This is a genomic window from Bacillus sp. PS217 (assembly GCF_037963535.1).
Classification (GTDB): domain Bacteria; phylum Bacillota; class Bacilli; order Bacillales; family Bacillaceae; genus Bacillus; species Bacillus subtilis.
The window spans coordinates 3526142-3550363 of the sequence record NZ_CP150157.1 but is presented as its reverse complement, the minus strand read 5'-3'; the positions used below and the strand labels follow the sequence as shown (position 1 = coordinate 3550363).

General features: G+C 43.6%; 24 protein-coding genes and 1 pseudogene. 23 read left to right on the top strand and 2 right to left on the bottom strand.

What is annotated here, in order from left to right:
- Positions 1-232 precede the first annotated feature (232 nt).
- Positions 233-985 carry a C39 family peptidase gene (locus NSQ83_RS18435; RefSeq protein WP_003243552.1) on the bottom strand — a complete coding sequence of 251 codons (753 nt, stop codon included), beginning with the start codon at positions 983-985 and terminating at the stop codon, positions 233-235.
- A gap of 250 nt (positions 986-1235) precedes the next feature.
- On the opposite strand from NSQ83_RS18435, the gene NSQ83_RS18430 reads away from it, so the two are divergent.
- The 21 genes from NSQ83_RS18430 (at position 1236) to NSQ83_RS18330 (ending at position 22052) form a co-directional block, all read left to right on the top strand.
- The gene (locus tag NSQ83_RS18430) at positions 1236-2411 is read left to right on the top strand and encodes an ATP phosphoribosyltransferase regulatory subunit (protein ID WP_046664048.1); all 1176 of its coding nucleotides are present in this window, start codon (positions 1236-1238) and stop codon (positions 2409-2411) included.
- The gene (gene hisG, locus NSQ83_RS18425; protein ID WP_015251138.1) at positions 2404-3045 is read left to right on the top strand and encodes an ATP phosphoribosyltransferase; all 642 of its coding nucleotides are present in this window, start codon (positions 2404-2406) and stop codon (positions 3043-3045) included. The genes NSQ83_RS18430 and hisG overlap by 8 nt, the downstream gene beginning before the upstream one ends.
- On the top strand, positions 3042-4325 hold the full coding sequence (gene hisD / locus NSQ83_RS18420) for a histidinol dehydrogenase (protein WP_088327051.1): 1284 nt from the start codon (positions 3042-3044) through the stop codon (positions 4323-4325). Before hisG ends, hisD begins: the two co-directional genes overlap by 4 nt.
- Entirely contained in the window at positions 4322-4906 is a 585-nt protein-coding gene (hisB, locus tag NSQ83_RS18415) for an imidazoleglycerol-phosphate dehydratase HisB (RefSeq protein ID WP_041338842.1), read from the top strand. Before hisD ends, hisB begins: the two co-directional genes overlap by 4 nt.
- On the top strand, positions 4907-5545 hold the full coding sequence (gene hisH, locus NSQ83_RS18410; RefSeq protein ID WP_015251140.1) for an imidazole glycerol phosphate synthase subunit HisH: 639 nt from the start codon (positions 4907-4909) through the stop codon (positions 5543-5545). It abuts the gene before it with no gap.
- On the top strand, positions 5542-6279 hold the full coding sequence (gene hisA / locus NSQ83_RS18405) for a 1-(5-phosphoribosyl)-5-[(5-phosphoribosylamino)methylideneamino]imidazole-4-carboxamide isomerase (protein WP_041338845.1): 738 nt from the start codon (positions 5542-5544) through the stop codon (positions 6277-6279). Before hisH ends, hisA begins: the two co-directional genes overlap by 4 nt.
- Positions 6276-7034 (top strand): imidazole glycerol phosphate synthase subunit HisF, encoded by a 759-nt coding sequence (gene hisF / locus NSQ83_RS18400; RefSeq protein WP_041338848.1) that lies wholly within the window; start codon positions 6276-6278, stop codon positions 7032-7034. Before hisA ends, hisF begins: the two co-directional genes overlap by 4 nt.
- Positions 7031-7660, top strand: coding sequence for a bifunctional phosphoribosyl-AMP cyclohydrolase/phosphoribosyl-ATP diphosphatase HisIE (gene hisIE, locus NSQ83_RS18395; RefSeq protein ID WP_160221841.1), 630 nt, complete (start codon positions 7031-7033; stop codon positions 7658-7660). Before hisF ends, hisIE begins: the two co-directional genes overlap by 4 nt.
- 244 nt (positions 7661-7904) lie before the next feature.
- Positions 7905-8630: a hypothetical protein gene (locus NSQ83_RS18390; RefSeq protein ID WP_041338853.1), complete on the top strand. Its 726-nt coding sequence runs from the start codon at positions 7905-7907 to the stop codon at positions 8628-8630.
- A 1-nt stretch (position 8631) separates the two neighbouring features.
- Positions 8632-10542 carry a DUF6792 domain-containing protein gene (locus NSQ83_RS18385; protein WP_198878468.1) on the top strand — a complete coding sequence of 637 codons (1911 nt, stop codon included), beginning with the start codon at positions 8632-8634 and terminating at the stop codon, positions 10540-10542.
- A 14-nt stretch (positions 10543-10556) separates the two neighbouring features.
- Positions 10557-10910 (top strand): hypothetical protein, encoded by a 354-nt coding sequence (locus NSQ83_RS18380; RefSeq protein WP_014481007.1) that lies wholly within the window; start codon positions 10557-10559, stop codon positions 10908-10910.
- Between the two features lie 166 nt (positions 10911-11076).
- Positions 11077-12846, top strand: coding sequence for a multidrug resistance ABC transporter ATP-binding protein/permease BmrA (bmrA, locus tag NSQ83_RS18375; RefSeq protein ID WP_046663982.1), 1770 nt, complete (start codon positions 11077-11079; stop codon positions 12844-12846).
- Positions 12847-12971: 125 nt separating this feature from the next.
- Positions 12972-14426, top strand: a complete 1455-nt coding sequence (locus NSQ83_RS18370; RefSeq protein WP_015251148.1) for a tetratricopeptide repeat protein — start codon at positions 12972-12974, stop codon at positions 14424-14426.
- A gap of 380 nt (positions 14427-14806) precedes the next feature.
- Complete coding sequence (gene cwlO / locus NSQ83_RS18365) at positions 14807-16216, top strand: peptidoglycan DL-endopeptidase CwlO (protein ID WP_021480679.1); 1410 nt, start codon at positions 14807-14809, stop codon at positions 16214-16216.
- A gap of 204 nt (positions 16217-16420) precedes the next feature.
- Complete coding sequence (trxB, locus tag NSQ83_RS18360; RefSeq protein ID WP_003228139.1) at positions 16421-17371, top strand: thioredoxin-disulfide reductase; 951 nt, start codon at positions 16421-16423, stop codon at positions 17369-17371.
- A 318-nt stretch (positions 17372-17689) separates the two neighbouring features.
- Positions 17690-18166, top strand: a complete 477-nt coding sequence (locus NSQ83_RS18355) for an 8-oxo-dGTP diphosphatase (protein ID WP_080478281.1) — start codon at positions 17690-17692, stop codon at positions 18164-18166.
- Positions 18167-18190: 24 nt separating this feature from the next.
- A complete protein-coding gene (gene rapZ / locus NSQ83_RS18350) occupies positions 18191-19078 on the top strand; it encodes an RNase adapter RapZ (RefSeq protein ID WP_003243903.1) in 888 nt (295 codons plus the stop codon).
- A gap of 1 nt (position 19079) precedes the next feature.
- Complete coding sequence (mgfK, locus tag NSQ83_RS18345) at positions 19080-20033, top strand: gluconeogenesis morphogenetic factor (protein ID WP_046161093.1); 954 nt, start codon at positions 19080-19082, stop codon at positions 20031-20033.
- Between the two features lie 22 nt (positions 20034-20055).
- The gene (gene whiA / locus NSQ83_RS18340) at positions 20056-21006 is read left to right on the top strand and encodes a DNA-binding protein WhiA (RefSeq protein ID WP_003243775.1); all 951 of its coding nucleotides are present in this window, start codon (positions 20056-20058) and stop codon (positions 21004-21006) included.
- A gap of 23 nt (positions 21007-21029) precedes the next feature.
- Positions 21030-21287, top strand: coding sequence for an HPr family phosphocarrier protein (locus NSQ83_RS18335; protein ID WP_003219835.1), 258 nt, complete (start codon positions 21030-21032; stop codon positions 21285-21287).
- Positions 21288-22052 (top strand): arylamine N-acetyltransferase, encoded by a 765-nt coding sequence (locus NSQ83_RS18330; RefSeq protein ID WP_088467411.1) that lies wholly within the window; start codon positions 21288-21290, stop codon positions 22050-22052. It begins immediately after the preceding gene.
- Between the two features lie 35 nt (positions 22053-22087).
- Here NSQ83_RS18330 and NSQ83_RS18325 read toward each other — a convergent pair.
- Positions 22088-22297 (bottom strand): annotated as a pseudogene (locus NSQ83_RS18325) (hypothetical protein).
- Positions 22298-22443: 146 nt separating this feature from the next.
- Between NSQ83_RS18325 and psdR the strand changes: the two are divergent.
- Complete coding sequence (gene psdR / locus NSQ83_RS18320; protein ID WP_033883478.1) at positions 22444-23157, top strand: two-component system response regulator PsdR; 714 nt, start codon at positions 22444-22446, stop codon at positions 23155-23157.
- A complete protein-coding gene (gene psdS / locus NSQ83_RS18315) occupies positions 23151-24221 on the top strand; it encodes a two-component sensor histidine kinase PsdS (RefSeq protein ID WP_195727715.1) in 1071 nt (356 codons plus the stop codon). Before psdR ends, psdS begins: the two co-directional genes overlap by 7 nt.
- Position 24222: the final 1 nt, after the last annotated feature.

Genomic DNA, 24222 nt, shown 5'->3' with positions numbered 1-24222 from the left:
TCCTCCCCGGATATCTTTCATTTTTTGCAAGAGAAGCGTCAGCGACTTGCACCGGCTTCTCTCGCATAGATCGGGGCAAGGCTGAATCTGCTTTAATCATAAAAACAGATAGCCTGAAAGTAAAGATAATTCTGGATGATAAATGGAAAATGAATCAATCTTACCGATTGAAACAAAAAGCATGAATATTGTCGTATTTGCTCAGGATAGAGCATAGTGAGGCTTCAGGTGTTTACTTTTGAATAACCACGGCCTGGCTGCCCATTTGTTTCCACGCTTTTTCAAAGCTTGTTCTATCGGTTTTTCTGTTTTTATAGCCATACGGATCATTGAGATACACATATTTATCATCATATCCCGTAACGGCGACGCTGTGTTCGCTGTACGTAATCTCTATCGTTCCGTTTGGCGTTTTCCATGTCTGCATGTTGTCAACTGGCGTAAAGTTGGCTGTCGTAATAACCCAAACTGGATTGCCTTTTTCAAGCTGCTGATAAACAGCGGAAATACTTTTTCCAGTCAGATCAGACACTTTGTCTCCCGCATAGGTTTTCGCCAGCTGATAGATCGGTCGATGGTAGACACCGAGACCAGGGCCATTCGCCATATCCCCGACAAATCCGTCATTCGGATCACCCTTTAATCCGCTGCTGTATGTCAAAGGCACTGTGGCAACCTGATTTGCCAGGGTATTTTTTGTCACGTCGTATCCCGCATAATTCAGCACCATCGCAAGGCTTGTTACTTCACAGCCGTTATAGAGCCGGGGTGCGTCCATTTGATTGTAAAGGATGACATCCAGCGGTTTTGCGCTTCCCTTCAGCTCCTTTTTGCTATTCGCAGCTGAGTCTGTATCGCTATCAGAAACCACTTTTTTAAGGCTGTTCAAAAAAGGAATATCTATATCTTTTGCATCTATTTTAAGTCCGAAAAAAATAACGCCTGAAAGAATCATCAGGACACATAGAGTTCGCAGTGTTTTCATCTTTATCTCCTTGTTCTCTATTTGATTTGTATTATAGCATGCCAAACATAAAGAATTTGAGATATTACGTACCTTTAATACATTATTCATGATTTTTTCATAATGAGGAGAAGGATATTTGAACTAAAAATATCCTTACTGAAGTTAAGCGTTGATTTTCATTCTTTCATCTGCTAACATATTATCATATTAGCGAACTAAAGGATTCGGAATTTTCCTTCATAAGATAACAGCGGAGGTGCTCGGGTTGATGTTTATGTTTGAAAAACCGCACGGCATGAGAGATACACTGCCCGGTTTATACGAAACGAAAAAAAAGGTGAGACGATCGTTAACCGATTTGATTGATAAATGGGGATATCAATTTATGGAAACGCCGACACTGGAGTTTTACGATACCGTTGGCGTCCAGTCAGCAATTGAAGAGCAGCAGCTGTTTAAGCTACTTGATCAGGACGGCAAGACATTGGTGCTTCGCCCGGATATGACGGGGCCGATTGCAAGGGTGGCGGCATCGAAGCTTCTGAAACACGGTCATCCGCTAAGAGTCGGCTATGCGGCAAATGTATTCAGGGCTCAGGAGCGTGAAGGCGGACGTCCGGCTGAGTTCGAGCAGGTCGGAGTGGAGTTAATCGGTGACGGCACGACGAGCGCGGATGCGGAGGTCATTGCTTTAGTCGTCGGGGCATTAAAAAACGCTGGGCTGGCATCCTTTAAAATTGCCATCGGCCATGCCGGCATTGCGGATGCTTTGTTTGTTGAGGTGCTCGGAAACGTTGAACGAGCTGATGTGCTGCGGAGGTTCTTATATGAAAAGAACTACGTCGGCTACAGAGAGCATGTCAAGTCTCTCCCGCTTTCCTCCATTGATAAAAGCAGACTGCTTGAGCTCCTCGAATTGCGGGGCGGCATAGAAGTATGCGGACGTGCTGAGGAAATCGTCGATTCTGCACAAGGAAAAAGCGTGGTTGATGAGCTGAAGGCGCTGTGGGACATTCTTGAGGATTACGGATGTACGGAAAATGTCCGCCTGGATCTGAATATGGTCAGCCACATGAGCTATTACACAGGGATTTTATTTGAAGTGTACGCCGAGAATGTCGGTTTTGTCATTGGAAGCGGCGGCCGTTACAACAAGCTGCTGGGCCATTTTGATTCACCTGCACCGGCAACAGGCTTCGGGCTTCGGATCGACCGGCTGATTGAAGCCCTTCATATGAAAGAAGAATCTTGTGATATAGACGCTGTTATTTTCAGCAAAGAGCAGCGGGCGCAAGCCATCGCTTATGCGAATGAAGAACGCATGAAAGGGAACAAAGTGGTTCTTCAAGATTTATCGGGAATAGAAAATATCGACCAGATGACAAAATCTTTTGCAAACGTCACTTATTTTATCGGTGCCAGAAAGGAAGAGCAAAATGGGTAAGTTACTCACAATGGCGATGCCAAAGGGCCGGATATTTGAAGAAGCGGCAGGGCTGCTGAGGCAGGCAGGCTACAGGCTCCCTGAGGAGTTTGAAGATTCGAGAAAATTGATCATCGATGTGCCGGAGGAAAATCTTCGTTTCATATTAGCGAAGCCGATGGACGTAACTACGTATGTGGAGCATGGCGTGGCAGACGTCGGAATTGCGGGCAAGGATGTCATGCTGGAGGAGGAACGCGACGTGTATGAGGTACTGGATTTAAAAATCAGCAAATGCCACTTAGCTGTCGCCGGACTTCCGAATACAGACTGGAGCGGAGTAGCGCCAAGAATCGCGACAAAGTATCCGAATGTGGCTTCCAGTTATTTCAGAGAGCAGGGAGAACAAGTCGAGATTATTAAGCTCAACGGTTCAATTGAACTGGCTCCGCTCATTGGGCTTGCAGATCGGATAGTGGACATTGTTTCCACAGGACAGACGCTGAAAGAAAATGGGCTTGTTGAAACGGAGCACATTTGTGACATTACCTCTCGCTTTATTGTCAACCCGGTAAGCTATCGCATGAAAGACGATGTGATTGACGAAATGGCATCCCGCCTATCTCTCGTTGTGGAAGGAGAGACGGCAAAATGAAGATCAAAACCATCAGCGGAGCGGAACGGCTTTCTCTCAAGCGTTCCATCGATGCCGGAACGGAAGAGCAAAGAAAGACGGTCCGGTCCATTATAGAAGATGTTAAAGCAAACGGTGATCAGGCGGTTCGCAGCTACACGGCGAAATTTGACGGCATCGAAATAGACAGTCCGCTGGTCACAAAAGAAGAATTTGAGGAGGCATACACCTCACTGGATTCACGTCTTCTTCAGGTGATTAGGCAGGCAATCGAAAATATTAGGGAATATCACGAAAGACAGCTGCAATCCTCCTGGTTTTATCACAGAAAGGACGGCACAATGCTGGGGCAGAAAGTGACGGCGCTGGATTCCGCCGGTGTATATGTGCCGGGGGGAACGGCCGCATATCCTTCATCTGTTTTGATGAATGTGATTCCGGCGCTCGTAGCGGGCGTTGAAAGAATCGTTCTCGTCACGCCTCCGGGAAAAGACGGTCTGCTGTCTCCTGGAGTTTTGGTTGCTGCAGCCGAGCTGGGCATAAAAGATGTTTACAAAATGGGCGGCGCTCAGGCGATTGCGGCGTTAGCATACGGAACAGAAACCATTGAGCCGGTGGATAAAATCACGGGTCCGGGCAACATTTATGTCGCGCTTGCCAAACGAGAAGTGTTCGGCGATGTCGATATCGATATGATTGCCGGACCTAGTGAAATCGTCGTGCTGGCTGATGAAACAGCGATTCCGAGCGATATTGCAGCCGATCTGCTGTCACAGGCGGAACACGATAAGCTCAGCTCATGTGTGTTTGTCACAGATTCCATGGCGCTGGCTGAGGCGGTTTCAGCCGAGGTGAGTAAGCAGCTGAAAACCTTGCCGCGAAGAGAAATAGCGGAAGCTTCAGTGAGAGATTACGGTTGTATATATGTGGCGGAAACAATGGTGGAAGCGATTAATACTGTCAATACACTCGCGCCAGAGCATTTAGAAATCATAACACAGTCTCCAGAAGCTTTGCTTGGCAGTATCAAACATGCGGGTGCAATTTTCTTAGGCAGATACAGCCCTGAGCCTGTCGGTGATTATTTTGCCGGACCGAACCATGTGCTTCCGACAAACGGAACAGCCAGATTTTCAAGTCCATTAAACGTAACTGATTTTCAAAAGAAATCGAGCATTATTTCTTACAGTCAATCAGCCTTTGAAGAACATGCCGAAAGCATCGCGGCTTTTGCCAGACTGGAAGGGTTAGAAGCCCATGCCAGATCAATTGAAGCGAGAGAACGGAGGATTTCTAAATGAGAAAAGCGGAACGCGTCAGGAAAACAAACGAAACAGATATTGAGCTGGCATTTACAATAGACGGCGGGGGACAAGCGGATATCAAAACATATGTGCCGTTTATGACACATATGTTGGATTTATTCACGAAACACGGCCAATTCGATCTTTCCATTAACGCAAAAGGCGATGTTGATATAGATGATCACCACACGACTGAAGATATCGGCATCTGCTTAGGGCAGGCGCTGCTCAAAGCGTTGGGCGATAAAAAAGGAATCAAACGCTACGGATCGGCGTTTGTGCCGATGGATGAGGCACTTGCTCAAGTTGTGATTGATTTAAGCAACCGGCCGCACTTAGAAATGCGCGCTGATTTCCCGGCTGCTAAAGTCGGAACTTTCGATACGGAGCTTGTACATGAATTTTTGTGGAAGCTGGCGCTCGAAGCTCGAATGAACCTGCACGTCATCGTTCATTATGGCACAAACACCCACCACATGATTGAAGCCGTTTTTAAAGCACTGGGACGTGCGCTTGATGAAGCGACAACGATCGATCCGCGAGTTAAAGGAATACCGTCAACGAAAGGGATGCTGTAAATGATCGGCGTGATAGATTACGGAATGGGGAATTTATACAGTGTCTCAAAGGCGCTTGAACGTGTCGGCGTGCCGTATTTTGTTTCTGAAAAGCCGGAGGAGCTGAAAGAAGCTGATGCCTTCATTTTGCCGGGAGTCGGTTCATTTGGAGACGCGATGGACAATTTGCGCTACACGAAGCTTGATCAATTGATTCACGATATGGTCTCAGAGGGAAGGCTGCTTCTCGGGATCTGCCTCGGCATGCAGCTTTTATTTGAAGAAAGCGAAGAAAACGGCACCGCTTCAGGACTCGGGCTGTTAAAAGGAAAAGCAGTCAGGCTGAAAGCAGAAGATGAAAAAGGAAACAAGCTGAAGGTTCCGCATATGGGCTGGAATCGTCTTTCCTTTCATAATGAATCTCCGCTGCTAACTAAAACAGAACAGGGCTACGCTTATTTCGTTCATTCCTATTACATTGACGGGATGGAGGAGAACGCGCTTCTGGCAAGCGCCGATTATGGTGTACGAGTGCCTGCTGTAGTCGGAAAAAGAAACGTCTTCGGCGCCCAATTTCATCCGGAAAAAAGCAGCACGGTCGGAATGTCTATTTTAACCCAATTTACGAAAATGGCAGCAGAACAGAAGGTGAAAAAATGAGTGCTTTTACATTATATCCGGCAATTGATATGAGAAACGGCAAATGTGTCCGACTTGTTCAAGGGGATTATAATAAGGAAACGATATATGGCGATTCACCGTACGACATGGCTGAGTTATTTGCGAAAGAGGGTGCCGAATGGATCCATCTCGTTGATCTCGACGGGGCCAAAGAAGGGAAAAGAGTGAATGACCGCCATGTGATTGAGATTGCGCAAAAGCTGAACCTGAAAGTCGAAATCGGTGGCGGGATCCGTTCCGAAAATGACGTCTATGAATATTTATCAGCAGGAGTCGATCGGGTGATCCTGGGAAGCTCAGCAGTTTCTAACCCTCCGTTTGTCAAAAAAATGCTGAAACAATATGGCGAGAAAATTGCAATCGGACTGGATGCGAGAAACGGTTTTGTTTCAACAGAAGGATGGCTGGAAACATCAACCCTTAAGGCAACTGAACTGGGCAAAGAGCTAGCCAATGAAGGTGCGGAAGTCTTTATTTTTACTGACATCGCGACAGACGGAATGCTGTCAGGCCCCAATGTTAAAAGCACAGTCGAGCTTGCTAAGGAAACGGGGAAATCGGTGATCGCTTCCGGCGGAGTCAGCTCTGTCGCGGATCTCGAAGCTCTCGCCCGCTATCAGGAGGATGGTGTCTCTGGAGCGATCATTGGAAAAGCGCTGTATACCAATCAGTTTACGCTGAGTGAGGCGCTTGAAAGGGTGAAGTGCAAATGATCACAAAACGGATTATTCCATGCCTTGATGTCAAAGAAGGACGCGTTGTCAAAGGAATTCAATTTCTCGAATTGAAGGATGCCGGTGACCCAGTTGAACTCGCCGAAGTGTACGACCGGGAAGGTGCGGATGAACTTGTTTTTCTTGATATCTCCGCCTCGCACGAAGGACGAAAGACGATGGTTGACGTTGTGGAACAGGTTGCCGCGAAGCTTGCCATTCCGTTTACAGTCGGCGGCGGCATCAATCAGCTCAGTGATATGAAAACGATACTGCGTGCCGGAGCGGACAAAGTGTCGGTGAACACGGCAGCTGTTCTTCGCCCTGAGCTGATTGCAGAAGGAGCCGAGTTTTTCGGTTCTCAATGCATCGTTCTTGCCATTGATGCCAAGTATGACAAAGAATCTGACACATATAAGGTCTATACGCACGGCGGCAGAAAGAAAACAGATTGGGAGGTCACCGCGTGGGCAAAAGAAGGCGTCAAACGCGGGGCAGGAGAAATATTGCTGACAAGCATGGACTCCGACGGTGAGAAAAAAGGCTTCGACCACACGCTGACAAAGCTTGTTTCCGAAGCTGTCCCCGTCCCTGTTATCGCTTCGGGAGGCGCGGGAAACGCACAGCATATGCGTGAGGCTTTTACAAAAGGAGAAGCCGATGCCGCGCTGGCCGCCTCAATTTTTCATTATAAAGAAACATCGATTAAAGAAGTGAAATCATACTTGAAAGAGTACGGGGTGAATGTGAGATGAAACAGGCAAATGAACTGCGTTTTAACGAGGACGGATTAATTCCTGCTATCGTGCAGGATGCGGCAAGCAAAGAAGTGCTGACACTTGCGTATATGAACAAGGAATCGTACGAAAAAACGCTGGAAACGAAGGAAACATGGTTTTACAGCCGCTCACGCCAAGCGCTATGGCATAAAGGAGAAACCTCAGGGAACACGCAAGCCGTCAAAGGTATCCGGTATGACTGCGATCAAGACGCGCTGCTCGTACTCGTAGAACCGTCAGGCCCGGCATGCCACACTGGCAGCTACAGCTGTTTTACAAAGGAACAAGCAGAAGAACAGGCCGCGGGCCGATTCGGCATCATGAACGAACTGGAGCGGGTGATCGCGGAACGCCAAGCGGAAATGCCTGAAGGAGCTTACACCACGTACCTCTTCCGTGAAGGAGTCGATAAGATTTTGAAAAAAGTCGGAGAAGAAGCATCCGAAGTCATCATCGCCGCGAAAAACCGGGATCATGAGGAACTCAAATGGGAAGCGGCAGACCTGCTGTATCACCTGCTTGTCCTGCTCAGAGAACAATCCCTGCCGCTGGATGATGTGCTTGACGTATTGAAAAAACGCCATTCTGAGAAAGAAGAGTAAAGAGCCGTATGATACGGCTCTTTTTGTTTTGTGAAAAAGGTAATAGGTATTTAGATTTAAATTAGGTGTTATATATGATTAGTTAATAAAAGGAGATCAAAACCGAGTCTCATTTCCTATTTATCCAAATTCCGCCATGTTGTAACATGAAAAAGGATGAAATATTCATCTCTTAACCAGGTCAATAGGATTATTTTTGATATAAAATAGAATACTATTCTCACAAAACCCGTGGAGGTTCGTAATGAAAAAGATCATCTTTATTTGCTTCAGCTTATTACTTGCCCTGACAGGAGGATGCAGTATGAATGACAATGATAAAAACACCACAAATGACAATAAAACAGAAGCGGTAAAACCAAAAGACATGGATCCCAAGGATCTGCCTCAAGTACCTGCGTTTCAGGACGAGAAAACGAGAGAGTACATGGTGTCAACAAAAGAAGAGGAACCAGGATATTATTTGCTGGAATCTAAGCTGAAAGGGTTTAGGATGTTGTTTCCGGAGGATGGGAAGTATCTATCAAGAAGATCATCGTTAACCGGGAAAAACAAAGAAAGTATTGGATTTAATAGTTATGATAAAGACACCAATGTAATGTTTGATGGCCATGTAACATATTACAAAGAAGAAAGTTTTGTGAATGAACCTAAGACAATGCTAGATATTGTTAGTGGAAAAAATGATTATAAAGGCGAATACAAAAAAAGCAGCAAAAATAAAACGGATATTTACACTGCCAAGAAAAAAGACATCTTTGACGATATTGATAGAAAATATAATTATTCATACAGTTATTTTGGATATGTTAAGTCTACAGAAGAAGATAACTTAGGAGTAGAATACGCCTTTACTCTTGGATGCAAAAATGAAAATCAACCATGCTCCTTAGATGAAGAAAAGGCTAAAAATAAAGTTGAGAAATTAATTAATTCTATCACCTTTTTAATAGATAAAAAGGAGAAATAAGATGGGAAATAAAAATGTATTTGAGAATGAGAACGTAAAGTTAAGGCTAATTGATTTAGAATATGACTATAAACAAAAGTTTGCCTCAACTATTGCAAGTGAAGTTAATAAAGCTAAGAAGGATTTCGAAGCAGATATACGCAGAATTTATAAAGAGGAAACCCACCACGATCTTCCTGAGAATATGAAAATTGAAATTTACACCTCCAATGAACTTGTAAATCAGAATACAAGTATACAAAGTTCGACCAGAGAATCAGGTTACGATGGAACGGCAATCCATATAATAGATGAGAAAAAACATATTGATCAGCTTCAGATTATTTCAGAAGGTAGTGCCGATAATAAGGATTGGTCATATAACTTTTTTGGTCTATTTTTAGGAATTGATCATAGTCAGTATGAGGCTACAAAGGAGTTTACTAACAAAGCAAAGAAAGCAGCAGGTAACTCTGAGGATTTAAAAACATTCGCCTTAGGACATTCACTTGCAAATAATAACCAAGTTATGGTGCAATTGATTGATGGAGAATATGATGGAGTTTATGGGGTAAATGGAGCTCAAGTCAATATTGATCAATTACTTGAAACTGATGAAAGTTTATATAGATATGTTATTAGGAAATTTAGTTATAAATATGAAGATATAGATTCCATCCCGCCAGAAAAGTTAAAAAAAGAAATCCAAAAATATTATGAAGACAAAGGCGTAACAGCAAACATCACCCAACGCATCTCAAAAGATGACCCGCTGTATGGAGTCAGCGGCAAGGCCGATTTCATTACATTCGGTGATGTGAAGATGGCAGATACAAATACAAGTGTAAAAGGCATTCGAAATATTATGGATGGGGTTCCTGACGAAGATGTGAGGTCAATTCAAAAATTCCTTCAAAAATATAAGGATGACTATGAAAAAGACGGCTTGAACGGTTTTATAAAGGCAGCCAGCGGGATAGACATAGACCTGATTGAAAAAGTGAAAAACACAGACGGCGCTTTAAAGAAAGTAAGTGTCCTATATGAGCATTTTGATGATGTTAAGCAAATGTATGGCCGAATAAAAGAGGAACTGCCGTCGTTTTTAGGTTTTCTTCATACCTTGTTGAGAAACAGCGGACCGGTCGTAGATCAGTTAGCTGAAAACGGTTATATTGATGAAACGCAAAAGAAAGTCATCAAAAAAGAATTAACGAATATTAATGCGAGTATGCGAGGCATAGAATTACGGTACGAACATTTCATTGACCATTTAAAGCATGGCCAATTTATGCAAGCTTTAAAAGACGTTGGTGAAATAGTGGACTATGTAAAATCAATTCTATCCTCATTGAAAACACTCGACACAGAAACAAAAGACGCACTAAAACTTATCGTCGACGGCCACAGTATCGTTCAAATGCTCAACGCCTTGTCAAAGGAAAAAGGCTTCAGCTATAAAGGCTCCGATATTTATTTTACAGGGAAGAGCGGCTCGGGAGAAACGATTCAAGTCAATCTCTCATCCGCTGTCAGAATCTATCAAAACGGTATGAAAATCGTTGAAGATATGGAAGATGCGATTTCTAAGTACCAGAAGGTTTACAGTCAGGAAATCGATGAAGACTTCATAGACAAAAAGCAGGCGATCATCACGGCTATTCATCATATGGAAGAAAACCCTTTGCATTATGCCTTCGATCTTCAATTCCGGCTTGCAGCTGGTTTCAGCCACACATTCGATAAATTGGAGAAAATCTCAGTTCATGAATCATTCCACACAGGTGCGCTTCCTGCTAATGATGGAATTGTTGCTGAATTAAAAAAACAGACAACAGAAAAAAGAGATTTTATCAAAAATATCCGCGAGAGTATTGAAAAGCTGTTTGAAAAAGAAGAAATGATTTCTCAGTTATTTGATTTTCAGCCTTAGGAGGAATATGAAGAGTGACTTCCTTATTTTCAGAAAGTGAAACAGAAATTGTATCAACGACCTATATGTTTCTTACCCAAGATGAAATGAAGGGGAAAGCGGGCACCCTCAATCAACCGATCAACGACTTTCTCAGCCTGACAAAGAAATTTGAGTCTTCATTAAAAGAGGAAATCAAAGGGCAAAAAGGGTTGATTGTAAAAAAAATAAAAAAAGAGCTTGAGTCTAATAGCGAAAAACGAAAAGCTGCCCTTGAGATGATAAAAGAAGAACATACCGCAAAAGTTGATCGGTACAAAATGATAATAGAAGACCTGCGGCAGCAGGATGTAACATTGACTTACAGAAAAAAGAAGCCAGTGCTCTAACATAAAAAATCTCCTATTCAAACAATGAGTGGGAGATCTTTTATTTTCATCACGGCAAAAATATACTGAAAAAGTCTCTCGCCATTGATATGATTGAGAAAGAGTAAAAATCATCCTTTTGCTATGACTTTTCACCTTTCTGAACGCTGAAACAGGAGGAAAATATATGCCAAACAAGAAACAAAAATCTAAAAGTAAATTGAAACCCTTTTTTGCCTTAGTAAGACGGACCAATCCTTCTTATGGAAAGCTCGCCTTTGCGCTTGCCCTCAGTGTAGTAACCACGCTGGTCAGCCTGCTCATTCCATTATTAACGAAGCAGCTTGTCGATGGTTTTTCTATGTCAAATCTGTCAGGCACGCAAATCGGTTTGATCGCGCTGGTGTTTTTCGTTCAGGCGGGTTTAAGCGCTTATGCCACCTATGCGCTTAACTATAATGGACAAAAAATCATTTCCGGGCTGCGGGATTTATTATGGAAGAAATTAATTAAGCTGCCTGTCTCTTATTTCGATACAAATGCTTCCGGAGAAACAGTCAGCCGTGTAACGAACGATACGATGGTTGTCAAAGAATTGATTACAACCCATATCAGCGGATTTATTACAGGCATCATTTCTGTCATTGGATCATTGACAATCTTGTTTATTATGAACTGGAAGCTGACACTGCTAGTGTTAGTGGTCGTTCCGCTGGCCGCTCTCATCTTAATGCCGATTGGCCGCAAGATGTTTTCTATCTCACGAGAAACGCAAGATGAAACAGCCCGTTTTACAGGCCTGCTGAATCAAATTCTTCCGGAAATCAGACTTGTCAAAGCTTCAAATGCGGAGGATGTCGAATATGGGCGCGGGAAGATGGGGATTTCCTCATTATTTAAGCTTGGCGTTCGTGAAGCCAAGGTTCAATCACTTGTCGGCCCGCTTATCTCACTCGTGCTAATGGCAGCGCTTGTCGCAGTGATCGGATATGGCGGCATGCAGGTCTCATCAGGCGAGCTCACAGCCGGAGCGCTCGTGGCTTTTATTTTATATTTGTTTCAAATTATTATGCCGATGGGCCAGATTACAACGTTTTTCACACAGCTGCAAAAATCAATCGGTGCAACAGAACGAATGATTGAGATTTTGGCAGAGGAAGAGGAAGATACAGTGACAGGAAAACAAATTGAAAATGCGCATCTCCCTATCCAGCTTGATCGCGTGTCTTTTGGATATAAGCCTGATCAGCTGATCTTAAAAGAGGTCAGCGCTGTCATTGAAGCAGGTAAAGTCACAGCGATTGTCGGTCCGAGCGGCGGGGGGAAAACGACGCTGTTTAAGCTGCTTGAACGTTTTTATTCTCCGACTGCAGGGTCCATTCGGCTGGGGGACGAGCCGATTGATACTTATTCGCTTGAATCGTGGCGGGAGCACATCGGGTATGTATCACAGGAAAGCCCGTTAATGTCCGGGACAATCAGAGAAAATATTTGCTACGGGTTAGAACGTGATGTGACGGATGCTGAGATCGAAAAAGCCGCGGAGATGGCATATGCGCTCAATTTTATAAAGGAGCTGCCGAATCAGTTTGATACAGAAGTAGGCGAACGCGGCATTATGCTGTCAGGCGGACAAAGGCAGAGAATCGCAATTGCGAGAGCGCTTCTCCGTAACCCAAGCATTCTTATGCTCGATGAAGCGACCTCAAGTCTCGACAGCCAATCTGAAAAATCAGTTCAGCAGGCGCTTGAGGTGCTGATGGAGGGCCGCACAACGATTGTGATCGCTCACCGCCTATCTACCGTTGTAGATGCGGACCAGCTTTTGTTTGTTGAAAAAGGGGAAATTACCGGTCGTGGAACACACCATGAGTTAATGGCTTCCCATGGTCTTTATAGGGATTTTGCTGAACAGCAGCTGAAAATGAATGCGGACTTAGAAAACAAAGCCGGGTAAATTTTGGTCGAATCAGCCAATAAAAAAGAGGAGGGATTTTCCTAATCCTTCCTTTTGAACTATTGAGGGGCTTACGATTTATGGTATACTACTGACGGTAATATTGTATAAAACGGAGGGTAGTTGTGGGAAAACACACTTCTGAACATAAAAATCACGCACAAATTGTCCAGCTGCTTCAAGATGGACAATATTTTTTTCATAAAGGCTTGAAAGCCTATAAAGAGCGCAATCTAAAACGGGCAAGCAAACTGATTCAGCGCGCGGTTCATTTGGAGCCGGAGGATTCAGAGATGCTTTCACAGCTTGCGGTCATTTATTCGGAAATGGGCCAGTATCAAGAGTCGAACGATCTTCTTGACTATATCATGGCAAATCTGGAGGCCGAAATGCCGGAGTGCCATTACTTTAAAGCGAATAACTTTGCCCATCTGGGGCTCTTCCAGGAAGCTTATAAAGAAGCGGCCGCTTATTCTGATGCGGACCCGGATGGTGAATTCGCCGAAGAAAACGATAGTCTGCTTGATTTGCTCGATTTAGGAGACGACGGCATTGAAGATTCGTTGTATGATCAGGATGAACTGCTGGTGAAACAGGATCGGGCAAAGTCATTGCTGGAAAGCGGCCAGCTTGCTGAAGCGGTTGCGGCGCTTGAGGAAATCACAGCTGAATATCCGGAGCTTTGGTCAGCATACAACAATCTCGCGCTTGCCTATTTCTATTCAGGAAACGTTGTAAAAGCGAAGCAAACCGCTTATGAAGTGCTTTCTCATAATGAAGGAAATCTTCACGCCTTATGCAATCTTCTCGTTTTCTACTATTATGAAAGAGAAGACGAAAAAGTGGCGGAATTGAGTGATCAGCTCTCCAATGTCTATCCGATGCTATTGGAGCAGCGTTATAAATTGGGTGCTACTTTGGCGCTTGTCGGCCGCTACGAGATCGGATATAAATGGCTCAAATCATTATATAAAACCGGCTTTGAAGGTGACGACACCTTCTTTTACTGGCTTTCCTGCTCTGCTTATTTTACGGGACATACCGACTTTGCCGAGACGATCTGGAGAAAAGTCGAGTCGCAATATCCCGGCGAAGACCGCCCGGCGCCTTGGATTGAGCGGAGGGAAGCTCTTCCTTCATCTGTGGAGCAGCGTCTCGCAGCCTATTATATCAGCAGCACAAAGGGAGAAACGGAGCATCTTGAAGCGGTGATACGCTCAAAGAGAATTACCGCTCCTTTTGAAAATCATTTTGTAAAGCTGCTTCTGAATGGAGATTCTGCTGCTGCTGACGTTTCAGAGGATGCACTTTTCGCTTATCAAACGGTCAAATTATTAGAGCAAGCTGAAAAAGAAGAGATGAAAACAGAAGTCATGAGCTGCTGGGTTTTCCATGTCATCCAGCAAATTCGTGCAGCTGCTCCGTTGAAGAATGAGAAAGGCTGGGCAGCAGCCATCTGTTATATTTGGAAAGAAGCCCATGGCAAGCAAGACACGAAAAAAGACACAGCGGCCCGATTCGGCATCTCTCCGGCAACTTTGACGAAATATATGAAATATATTGATGATATTCTAGAATAGTAAATTTTAAAGAGTCGATTTATTTAATCGACTCTTTTTTTGTTTGATAGATTATATTGAGAAAATAATATCGACAGTTTTTTTACACGCTTAAGAAAAATGACAAATGATGTGTGACTTGACATCTGTTTGAAACATAAATGTAATAAAATTTATCGCTAATTTGTCGAAACTTGATGGTATAATGATTCTCGTACATAAGGAATTAGTGTTTTTTACATATGATGTGAAATAAACGCTATACAACCAGAATAAGAGATGCACAGAATAATTAACCATAAACAACCATCATTCCTCGTAGAGTATGAGGAACGAAACTTGATGTTCAAAATACGATTCCAAATGAGGACAGGTTCACAGTAAAAGGGAGGATATAAAAAGTGAGAAAGAGTTTAATTACACTTGGTTTGGCTTCCGTCATCGGGACAAGCAGTTTTTTGATCCCATTTACAAGTAAAACTGCATCGGCGGAAACATTAGATGAAAAGAAACAAAAAATCGAAAGCAAGCAATCTGAGGTTGCTTCCAGCATTGAAGCGAAGGAAAAAGAATTAACTGAGCTTCAGGAAAATCAATCAAAGATTGAAAAAGAACTGAAAGACATTAACGCTAAGGCGCTTGATACAAGCAACAAGATCGAAGATAAAAAAGAAGAAAATGATAAAACAAAAGAAGAAATCAAAAAACTGAAAAAAGAGATTAAAGAAACTGAAGCACGCATCGAAAAACGCAATGAAATCCTGAAAAAACGCGTTCGTTCTTTACAGGAAAGCGGCGGATCTCAAGGATACATAGATGTTCTTTTAGGATCAACAAGCTTTGGTGACTTTATCTCTCGTGCGACTGCGGTTTCATCTATTGTGGACGCAGACAAAGATTTAATCAAACAGCAAGAGCAGGATAAAGCGAAGCTCGAAGATTCTGAAGCGGATTTGAATGACAAGCTGAAAGAAGTTCAAGCTGCATTGGCTAAATTAGAAACAATGCAAAAAGACCTTGATAAACAGCTTAATGAAAAAGACAAGCTTTTCGACGAAGCAAAAGCAAGCCAAAAGAAAACGGCTAAAGCGATTTCTGAATTAAAATCAGAGGCATCTGAACTTGCAAATCAAAAAGCAAATACTGAAGCTGAACAAGCACGCATCAAAAAAGAACAAGAAGCAGCGGCTGCTTTGATCAAAAAGCAGGAAGAAGCACAAAAAGCATCTGATGAAACACAAACAGATGACAGTCAAACGGCGACAACTGAATCAGCAAAAGCAAGCTCATCTGATGATTCTTCAGACAATTCTTCTAACGGTTCATCAAACAGTTCGTCAAACGGCTCATCTTCTAAGAAGAGCAGCGGCTCAAACAGCAATTCAGGCGGCACTGTTATCAGCAACTCTGGCGGAATTGAAGGCGCGATCAGCGTTGGTTCAAGCATTGTAGGACAATCTCCGTACAAGTTTGGCGGCGGACGCAGCCAATCTGATATCAACAACCGTATTTTTGACTGCTCATCATTCGTACGCTGGGCATACGCTTCTGCAGGTGTTAACCTTGGACCTGTAGGCGGGACAACTACTGATACGTTAGTTGGCAGAGGACAAGCTGTCAGCGCGTCTGAAATGAAACGCGGAGACCTTGTGTTCTTTGACACTTACAAAACAAATGGACACGTAGGAATCTACTTAGGAAACGGTACTTTCCTAAACGACAATACATCTCATGGCGTATCTGTTGACTCTATGAGCAATCCTTACTGGAAAGCAGCATTTAAAGGCGTTGTAAGACGTGTTGTTCAATAATAAATATGACAAGGGCCTTCTAAAACAGAAGGCTCTTTCTTTATTAACATATACCCTTTTCGAATACATTTAATCGTGTTGAGCAAAAAAATAGCGTATCACCATGAGATTTTATAGGATATGGGTAAGGAATACGTTTGATGGGGATTCTTATCTTATAAGAAAGAGCCCAAACTTGAAAAGATGGTTTAAGGAGTGAATAGTGTGTCAGAAGAAAAAATTTATGACGTGATTATAATCGGCGCGGGCCCTGCTGGGATGACGGCCGCTGTATACACATCAAGAGCGAATTTATCGACATTAATGATTGAAAGAGGAATTCCTGGCGGACAAATGGCCAATACGGAAGATGTAGAAAACTATCCTGGATTCGAAAGTATCCTTGGGCCTGAGCTTTCTAACAAAATGTTTGAACACGCGAAAAAATTCGGCGCTGAATACGCTTATGGCGATATTAAAGAAGTCGTTGACGGCAAAGAGTACAAAGTAGTCAAAGCTGGTTCAAAAGAATATAAAGCCCGTGCTGTCATCATTGCTGCAGGTGCGGAGTATAAAAAAATCGGCGTGCCTGGCGAAAAAGAATTGGGCGGACGCGGTGTATCTTATTGTGCAGTATGTGACGGCGCTTTCTTTAAAGGCAAAGAACTAGTCGTTGTTGGCGGCGGAGATTCCGCGGTTGAAGAAGGCGTATATCTGACTCGTTTCGCTTCAAAAGTAACGATTGTTCACAGACGTGATAAACTCCGTGCTCAAAGTATTCTTCAAGCGAGAGCATTTGATAATGAAAAAGTTGACTTCCTATGGAACAAAACCGTGAAGGAAATTCATGAGGAAAACGGCAAAGTCGGTAACGTAACGCTTGTCGATACGGTAACCGGTGAAGAAAGTGAATTCAAAACAGACGGCGTATTCATTTACATCGGCATGCTTCCTCTGTCTAAACCGTTTGAAAACCTGGGCATTACGAATGAAGAAGGCTATATCGAAACAAACGACCGCATGGAAACTAAGGTTGAAGGGATTTTCGCTGCCGGAGACATCCGCGAAAAATCACTGCGCCAAATCGTAACGGCTACAGGAGACGGAAGCATTGCGGCACAAAGCGTACAGCATTATGTCGAAGAGCTCCAAGAAACGCTGAAAACCTTAAAATAAAAAGGGCTGTCATACGAGTTTCACATTACGTTACTGGGTTTTAATTCCGCTGTAACACATGTGTAATGCTTTTCGGTTATGATTAATAAAGTAATTGACCCCCTTTTTATAATGAATACACTTTTTTGGCACGGATTCTCCAGTTATCCGTGTCCTTTTTTTGTCCATAAATAAAAGATGAATGCCAGTTACAGCAAAATCATCTGAATTAAGGAATGAATATGCTGTAAAATAGAAGAAAAGATTGTCAATGTCTCTTCATTGTGGGAGGCATCTTGAAGCGGTATAATAAAGAGACGATGACAGGACGAAGGTTAGGTGACGTACTTGCAAAGAGTGACAAATTGTGTGCTTCAGACGGACGACAAAGTTCTTCTGCTTCAAAAGCCGAGACGCGGCTGGTGGGTCGCCCCGGGCGGCAAGATGGAGAGCGGAGAATCAGTCAGAGACTCCGTCATCAGAGAGTACAGAGAAGAGACTGGTATCTATATCATAAATCCTCAATTAAAAGGCGTTTTTACCTTTATTATTAAAGACGGTGACCACATTGTCTCCGAGTGGATGATGTTTACGTTTGTCGCTGATTCATACACAGGACAAAATGTATCAGAATCAGAGGAAGGCAAACTGCAGTGGCACGATGTCAATGACATTCAGAGCCTTCCTATGGCCCCTGGAGACGGCCATATCCTTGATTTTATGATGAAGGGACAAGGGCTGCTGCACGGCACATTTACGTATACACCGGACTTTGAGCTGCTCAGTTATCGTTTAGACCCGCAGCACATCAAATAGAAAGACAAGTCAGGGGGGAGAAAGATGAGTGTTAGTGAATCACATGATATTCAGCTTGTCATTATAACCGGAATGTCGGGAGCGGGGAAAACTGTCGCCATTCAAAGCTTTGAAGATCTCGGCTATTTCTGCGTCGATAATCTTCCGCCTTCATTGCTTCCGAAGTTTTTAGAGCTGATGAAGGAATCAAATTCGAAAATGAGCAAAGTTGCGCTCGTGATGGATCTGCGCGGCCGCGAATTTTTTGACCGGCTGATTGAAGCGCTGGATGAAATGGCCGAAAATCCGTGGATCACACCGCGAATTTTATTCCTGGACGCGAAGGATTCCATTCTCGTCACGAGATATAAAGAAACGAGACGCTCGCATCCGCTGGCAGCGACTGGCCTGCCGCTTGAAGGCATTGCGCTGGAACGAGAGCTGCTTGAGGAATTAAAAGGCCGCTCTCAAATCATTTACGATACGTCTGACATGAAGCCGCGTGATTTGCGTGAAAAAATCGTGAAGCACTTTGCGACAAACCAAGGAGAGACATTTACCGTAAATGTCATGTCATTTGGTTTTAAATACGGTATTCCAATTGATGCAGATCTCGTCTTTGATGTCAGATTTTTGCCGAATCCGTACTATATCGAAAGCATGCGGCCGCTGACTGGCAAGGATAAAGAAGTTTCCTCTTACGTCATGAAGTGGAATGAAACACAAAAGTTCAATGAGAAATTAATTGATCTGCTGAGCTTTATGCTTCCATCTTATAAAAGAGAAGGAAAAAGCCAGGTTGTCATTGCGATCGGCTGCACAGGGGGCCAGCACCGCTCTGTGACATTAGCCGAGAATTTAGCTGATTATTTCAAAAAGGATTACTATACTCATGTTACTCACCGGGACATTGAAAAGAGAAGCCGGAAATAAGATGGGACAAAAGCCGAAAATTGCAATCTTTGGCGGCGGTACAGGTCTTTCTGTATTGCTTAGGGGCTTAAAGCATAAACCTGTTGACATCACGGCCATTGTAACAGTTGCCGATGATGGGGGAAGCTCTGGCCGTCTGCGGAATGAACTGAAAATTCCGCCTCCCGGAGACATCAGAAATGTGCTTGCCGCTTTATCCGATGTGGAGCCGCTTGTTGAAGATCTTTTTCAGCACCGCTTCAATAAAGGGAATGACTTAACAGGCCATTCTCTCGGGAATTTGATTTTGGCAGCGATGACAAATATAACCGGTGATTTTTTTCACGCTGTCACAGAAATGAGCAAGGTGCTGAATGTAAGAGGAAAGGTTTTGCCGGCTGCAAATACCAGTGTCGTTTTGCATGCTGAGATGGAAGACGGCCGCGTGGTATCAGGTGAGTCAACGATCCCAGAATACGGACAGCGCATTAAGCGTGTTTTTCTCACGCCTGAACAGATTGATCCGCTGCCGGAAACAATAGACGTGATCAGGGAAGCGGATTTGATTATTATCGGCCCGGGAAGCCTCTATACAAGCATTCTTCCCAATTTGCTCGTCCCAAAAATCGGGGAAGAAGTGATAAAGGCGCCCGCGAAAAAAGTATACATTTGCAACGTGATGACTCAGCCCGGCGAAACGCTCCATTACACCGCTGCTGATCATGTGAAAGCGCTCAATCAGCATATGGGCTGTGGTTTTATTGATACGATATTAGTGAACAGTGAAGACATTCCCGACGAAATAAAACGTAAGTACGAAATGGAATCGGCGCGTCCTGTTGATTTTGATATCGAAGAGCTGAAAGCGATGGGGCTTGAAGTCATCAGAGATCAAATTGTAACGTATAAAAATGACGTAATACGTCACGATACACATAAAGTGGCCTCTCTTCTTGTTGATTTACTGAAAGAATGAAGCCTTGAAATGAGGTGGCTATATGTCATTTGCATCAGAAACAAAAAAAGAATTAACGAATCTGGAAGTGAAGGACTGCTGCATTAATGCCGAGCTGTCTGCACTCATTCGGATGAATGGAGCTTTATCATTTACAAACCGCCATCTCGTACTCGATGTTCAAACCGAAAACGCGGCGATTGCCCGCCGCATCTATACATTGCTGAAAAAACAATATGATGTGTCGGTCGAGCTGCTGGTCAGAAAGAAAATGCGGCTGAAAAAGAATAACGTCTATATTGTGCGTTTTTCAGAAAATGCAAAAGCGATCTTAGAGGATTTAAAAATACTCGGGGAGAATTTTGTGTTTGAACGAAGTATTTCGAAAGAGCTGGTCAAAAAGAGATGCTGCAAGCGTTCTTATATGAGAGGAGCATTTTTGGCAGGAGGTTCGGTCAATAACCCGGAAACCTCCTCGTATCATTTAGAAATCTTCTCTCTTTATAAGGAGCATAACGATTCATTATGTGACCTGTTAAATGAGTTTCAGTTAAACAGCAAAACGCTTGAACGAAAAAAAGGCTACATTACCTATTTAAAAGAGGCTGAAAAGATTACAGAGTTTCTAAACGTAATTGGCGCTCACAATTCGCTTCTGCGATTTGAGGATGTCAGAATCGTCCGGGACATGAGAAATTCGGTCAACCGCCTCGTCAATTGTGAAACAGCCAACTTAAACAAAACGATTGGCGCATCGCTGAGACAGGTGGAAAATATTAAATACATCGATGAAAGAATCGGCCTGGAGGCGCTGCCTGAAAAACTTCGGGAAATTGCGCAGCTTCGGATTGATTATCAGGAAGTGACGCTGAAAGAGCTGGGGGAAATGGTAGCAAGCGGGAAAATCAGCAAATCAGGGATCAATCACAGGCTGAGAAAACTTGACGAAATCGCAGAACAGCTGCGGACAGGGCAAACCGTCACTTTAAAATAACCGTAAAGAAAAGGGGAGATCTTATGGTTCAACAGAAAGTGGAAGTTCGATTAAAGACAGGACTGCAAGCACGTCCTGCTGCTTTGTTTGTACAAGAAGCAAACCGGTTTACGTCAGATGTGTTTCTTGAGAAGGATGGGAAAAAAGTAAACGCCAAAAGCATCATGGGGCTGATGAGCCTTGCGGTAAGCACAGGCACTGAGGTTACCTTGATTGCCCAGGGAGAAGATGAACAAGAGGCGCTGGAGAAGCTGGCTGCTTACGTTCAAGAAGAAGTTTAGGTGATAAAAATGAGTGACTTTCTAAAAGACTGCTTTCAGAAAATTGGCTGGGAGAAAGATCATGTCAGCTTCGGCGATCTTCCCCTTTTTCTCAAAGCAATGGCATACCGTTTTCCATTCGAAAACCGTGCCGTACTTGCAAAAGAGAATTATAAGATCACAAAAGAAGAGCTATGGCGACGTCTGCTCAAAGATCAGCATGGCGGCCTATGCTACGATCTAAATGGTTTCCTTTATTTTGTCTTGCATGAGGCCGGGTTTCATGTGAAGCTCATTCGAGGAACGGTTTATGCAGGCAATCAAGAGGGATGGGCACTAGAAGGGACGCATGCTGCTGTATGGCTGTCTGCGGAAAATGGCGATTACCTCGTTGATATCGGCTTCGGCATCAACCTGGCGCTCCAGCCGATACCGCTTTCCGGAGAAACGGTACAGTCACCAGTTGGGTCATTCCGAATCAAAAAAGAAGAGACAGAAAAGGGCAGCCATGTTCTGCTGATGGACAAAGGAGAAGGCTGGCAAATTGGTTACGCCTTTACTCTTGAAGAGAGTGATCTCGGTGATTTAGATAACATGAAGGACATCATTCACTCTCATGAAAAATCTCCTTTTAACAAATCCCTGCTTGCCTCAAAGCTGACGCCGAGCGGAAGGATGGTCATGTCAGAGCGCCATTTTACGATTCATGAAAACGGCGGTGACATTCAAAAAAGCGACATCGGCCCTTCAGGATTTGAAGAGAAATTAAATACTCATTTTTTGTAACGTGAAAAGCTTGCAGGTTATCTGCAAGCTTTTTCTTATGAACAAGTGTAGATCGCTGTATCAAATGCATCTTCTGGGATATACAGTTTTCCCTTTTCGTATTTATAAGGAATTTCATTCTCTTTAAAACACTCTTTGGTTTAGTCAGTTAGTGTATCCCCAATTTCTATGTATTTCCCGGTATAGTTGGGCTGACATGCTGAAAGAATTGACGTCATTGCCAGAAACAGCATGATTTTCTTCATCACGACACCTGCCTATTATGAAAATTTTACCTTTATCATTCTATCATAACAAAAAGAAAAAGACCGATTTACTATTCCGCACATGCTATAATAATTTTGGAATCTTCTAGAAAAATCATCGTGATGTACATATAAGGGGGATCAACGTGTATCGGATTTTGCTTGTGGAAGATGATGAGCGGATTGCTTCTTTGCTGGGCGGTCATCTTCAAAAATACGGATATGAAGTGAAAATTGCTGAACAGCTGAATGATATAAAATTGGAATTTGCAGAAATGAAGCCTGATCTTGTGCTGCTTGATATCAACCTGCCTTTTTTTGACGGGTTTTATTGGTGCAGGCAAATCCGTACCATTTCCAATGCGCCGATTATCTTTATATCGGCACGGACCGATGAGCTGAATCAGGTAATGGCGATTGAAAATGGCGGCGATGATTATATCACAAAACCGTTCCATTTAGAGGTAGTGATGGCCAAAATCAAAAGCGTCCTGCGCCGCACATATGGTGAATACTCGCCCTCTTTGCCGCAGGAATCTAGAATAGTGGAGCTTGGCGGGCTGACGATTTATCCTGATCAAAATGAGGCCGAATGGAACAGCTCCCGTATTCTGTTTTCTCAAAAAGAATTTCAGCTTCTCTCTATTTTTGTGAGGGAGCATAAAAAAATTGTCTCTCGTGATGAACTATTGGAGGCGTTATGGGATGACGTTGATTTTGTCGATGACAATACGTTAACGGTCAATGTCAACCGGCTGCGGAGAAAACTGGAGAATGCAGGACTGACAGATTGCATTTCCACAATCAGAGGACAAGGCTATCAATTTCAAGTCAATCGGAAGGATGAAGCGGAATGTTAAAGACTTATCTCATCGACCGCTTAGCCATTATTCTATTTTCATTATTAGGGATAGGGTCCGCCATGCTGATTGCGTATTTAAGCATTGTAGAGAGCGGCGCAGAACTTTCCAAAGAAAATATGATGTACATATGGATTTTGCCCGGTACTCTTTTAGCCGCAGGTTTTGCTGCAGATTATGTTCGGCAATTTTCCTTTCTCACATATGTTAAAAAGCTTGCGGAACAAGCCTCTTCTTCGAACGACATCGGACAGTCTTTGAAAGCCCGAAAGCCAAGAACAGGAGAGCAAGCGCTTTGGACGAAGATGATCAACGCACTCGGGCAGCAATACGAAAGCAGGCTCTCACAATATATCAATCAGCAAAAACAGCATTATACCTTCACCAACCAATGGGTCCACCATATGAAAACACCGGTATCCGTCATATCCTTAATGATTCAGGAAGGAAAAAACGGAACTTCATCCTCTTTTCCGACGTTTTTAGAGGAGCTGGAGGATGAGAATGAGAGATTTCGCCACGGTCTTGATATGATGCTGCAAACGGCCCGGCTGGAGGAATTTGCATTTGATGTAAAGCCGCAAACCTTTGATTTGACAGAAATGGTTCGTTCACTGATCAATCAGGAAAAACGTCAGTTTATTAAACGGCGCCTTTTTCCAACATTACATGTGCCGCCAAATGCCGTTCAGATTTCCAGTGATCAAAAGTGGCTTTCCTTTGTTGTCGAGCAAATCCTTTTCAACGCCTTAAAATATTCAAAGCAAGGTGTGGGAGACCCTATTACAATCCGGATTGAAACACAGGGACATGAGACGCGCTTGTCGGTTGCCGACGAAGGAATCGGCATACCGCCGCAGGATCTGCCGCGGATTTTTGACGCGTTTTTTACCGGAGAAAACGGACGAACCATGAAAGAGGCAACTGGAATGGGCCTTTATTTAGCAAAACAGGTGTGCAGCCGTCTCGGCCATAAGCTGTATGCGGAATCAAAAGAAGGGGCTGGCACTGTGATGACCATCGTGTTTTCAAGTGACACCCTCGTGAATGTGACAGCATTGTAAG

Excerpts from the sequence above, each read along its gene's own strand:
- hisIE (WP_160221841.1), top strand. The coding sequence starts at position 7,031 with ATGAAACAGGCAAATGAACTGCGTTTTAACGAGGACGGATTAATTCCT.
- hisD (WP_088327051.1), top strand. The coding sequence starts at position 3,042 with ATGAAGATCAAAACCATCAGCGGAGCGGAACGGCTTTCTCTCAAGCGT.
- hisB (WP_041338842.1), top strand. The coding sequence starts at position 4,322 with ATGAGAAAAGCGGAACGCGTCAGGAAAACAAACGAAACAGATATTGAG.
- NSQ83_RS18390 (WP_041338853.1), top strand. The coding sequence starts at position 7,905 with ATGAAAAAGATCATCTTTATTTGCTTCAGCTTATTACTTGCCCTGACA.
- whiA (WP_003243775.1), top strand. The coding sequence starts at position 20,056 with ATGTCATTTGCATCAGAAACAAAAAAAGAATTAACGAATCTGGAAGTG.
- hisH (WP_015251140.1), top strand. The coding sequence starts at position 4,907 with ATGATCGGCGTGATAGATTACGGAATGGGGAATTTATACAGTGTCTCA.
- rapZ (WP_003243903.1), top strand. The coding sequence starts at position 18,191 with ATGAGTGTTAGTGAATCACATGATATTCAGCTTGTCATTATAACCGGA.
- NSQ83_RS18335 (WP_003219835.1), top strand. The coding sequence starts at position 21,030 with ATGGTTCAACAGAAAGTGGAAGTTCGATTAAAGACAGGACTGCAAGCA.
- NSQ83_RS18385 (WP_198878468.1), top strand. The coding sequence starts at position 8,632 with ATGGGAAATAAAAATGTATTTGAGAATGAGAACGTAAAGTTAAGGCTA.
- mgfK (WP_046161093.1), top strand. The coding sequence starts at position 19,080 with ATGGGACAAAAGCCGAAAATTGCAATCTTTGGCGGCGGTACAGGTCTT.
- hisA (WP_041338845.1), top strand. The coding sequence starts at position 5,542 with ATGAGTGCTTTTACATTATATCCGGCAATTGATATGAGAAACGGCAAA.
- NSQ83_RS18435 (WP_003243552.1), bottom strand. The coding sequence starts at position 985 with ATGAAAACACTGCGAACTCTATGTGTCCTGATGATTCTTTCAGGCGTT.
- hisG (WP_015251138.1), top strand. The coding sequence starts at position 2,404 with ATGGGTAAGTTACTCACAATGGCGATGCCAAAGGGCCGGATATTTGAA.
- bmrA (WP_046663982.1), top strand. The coding sequence starts at position 11,077 with ATGCCAAACAAGAAACAAAAATCTAAAAGTAAATTGAAACCCTTTTTT.
- hisF (WP_041338848.1), top strand. The coding sequence starts at position 6,276 with ATGATCACAAAACGGATTATTCCATGCCTTGATGTCAAAGAAGGACGC.
- psdS (WP_195727715.1), top strand. The coding sequence starts at position 23,151 with ATGTTAAAGACTTATCTCATCGACCGCTTAGCCATTATTCTATTTTCA.
- NSQ83_RS18430 (WP_046664048.1), top strand. The coding sequence starts at position 1,236 with ATGTTTATGTTTGAAAAACCGCACGGCATGAGAGATACACTGCCCGGT.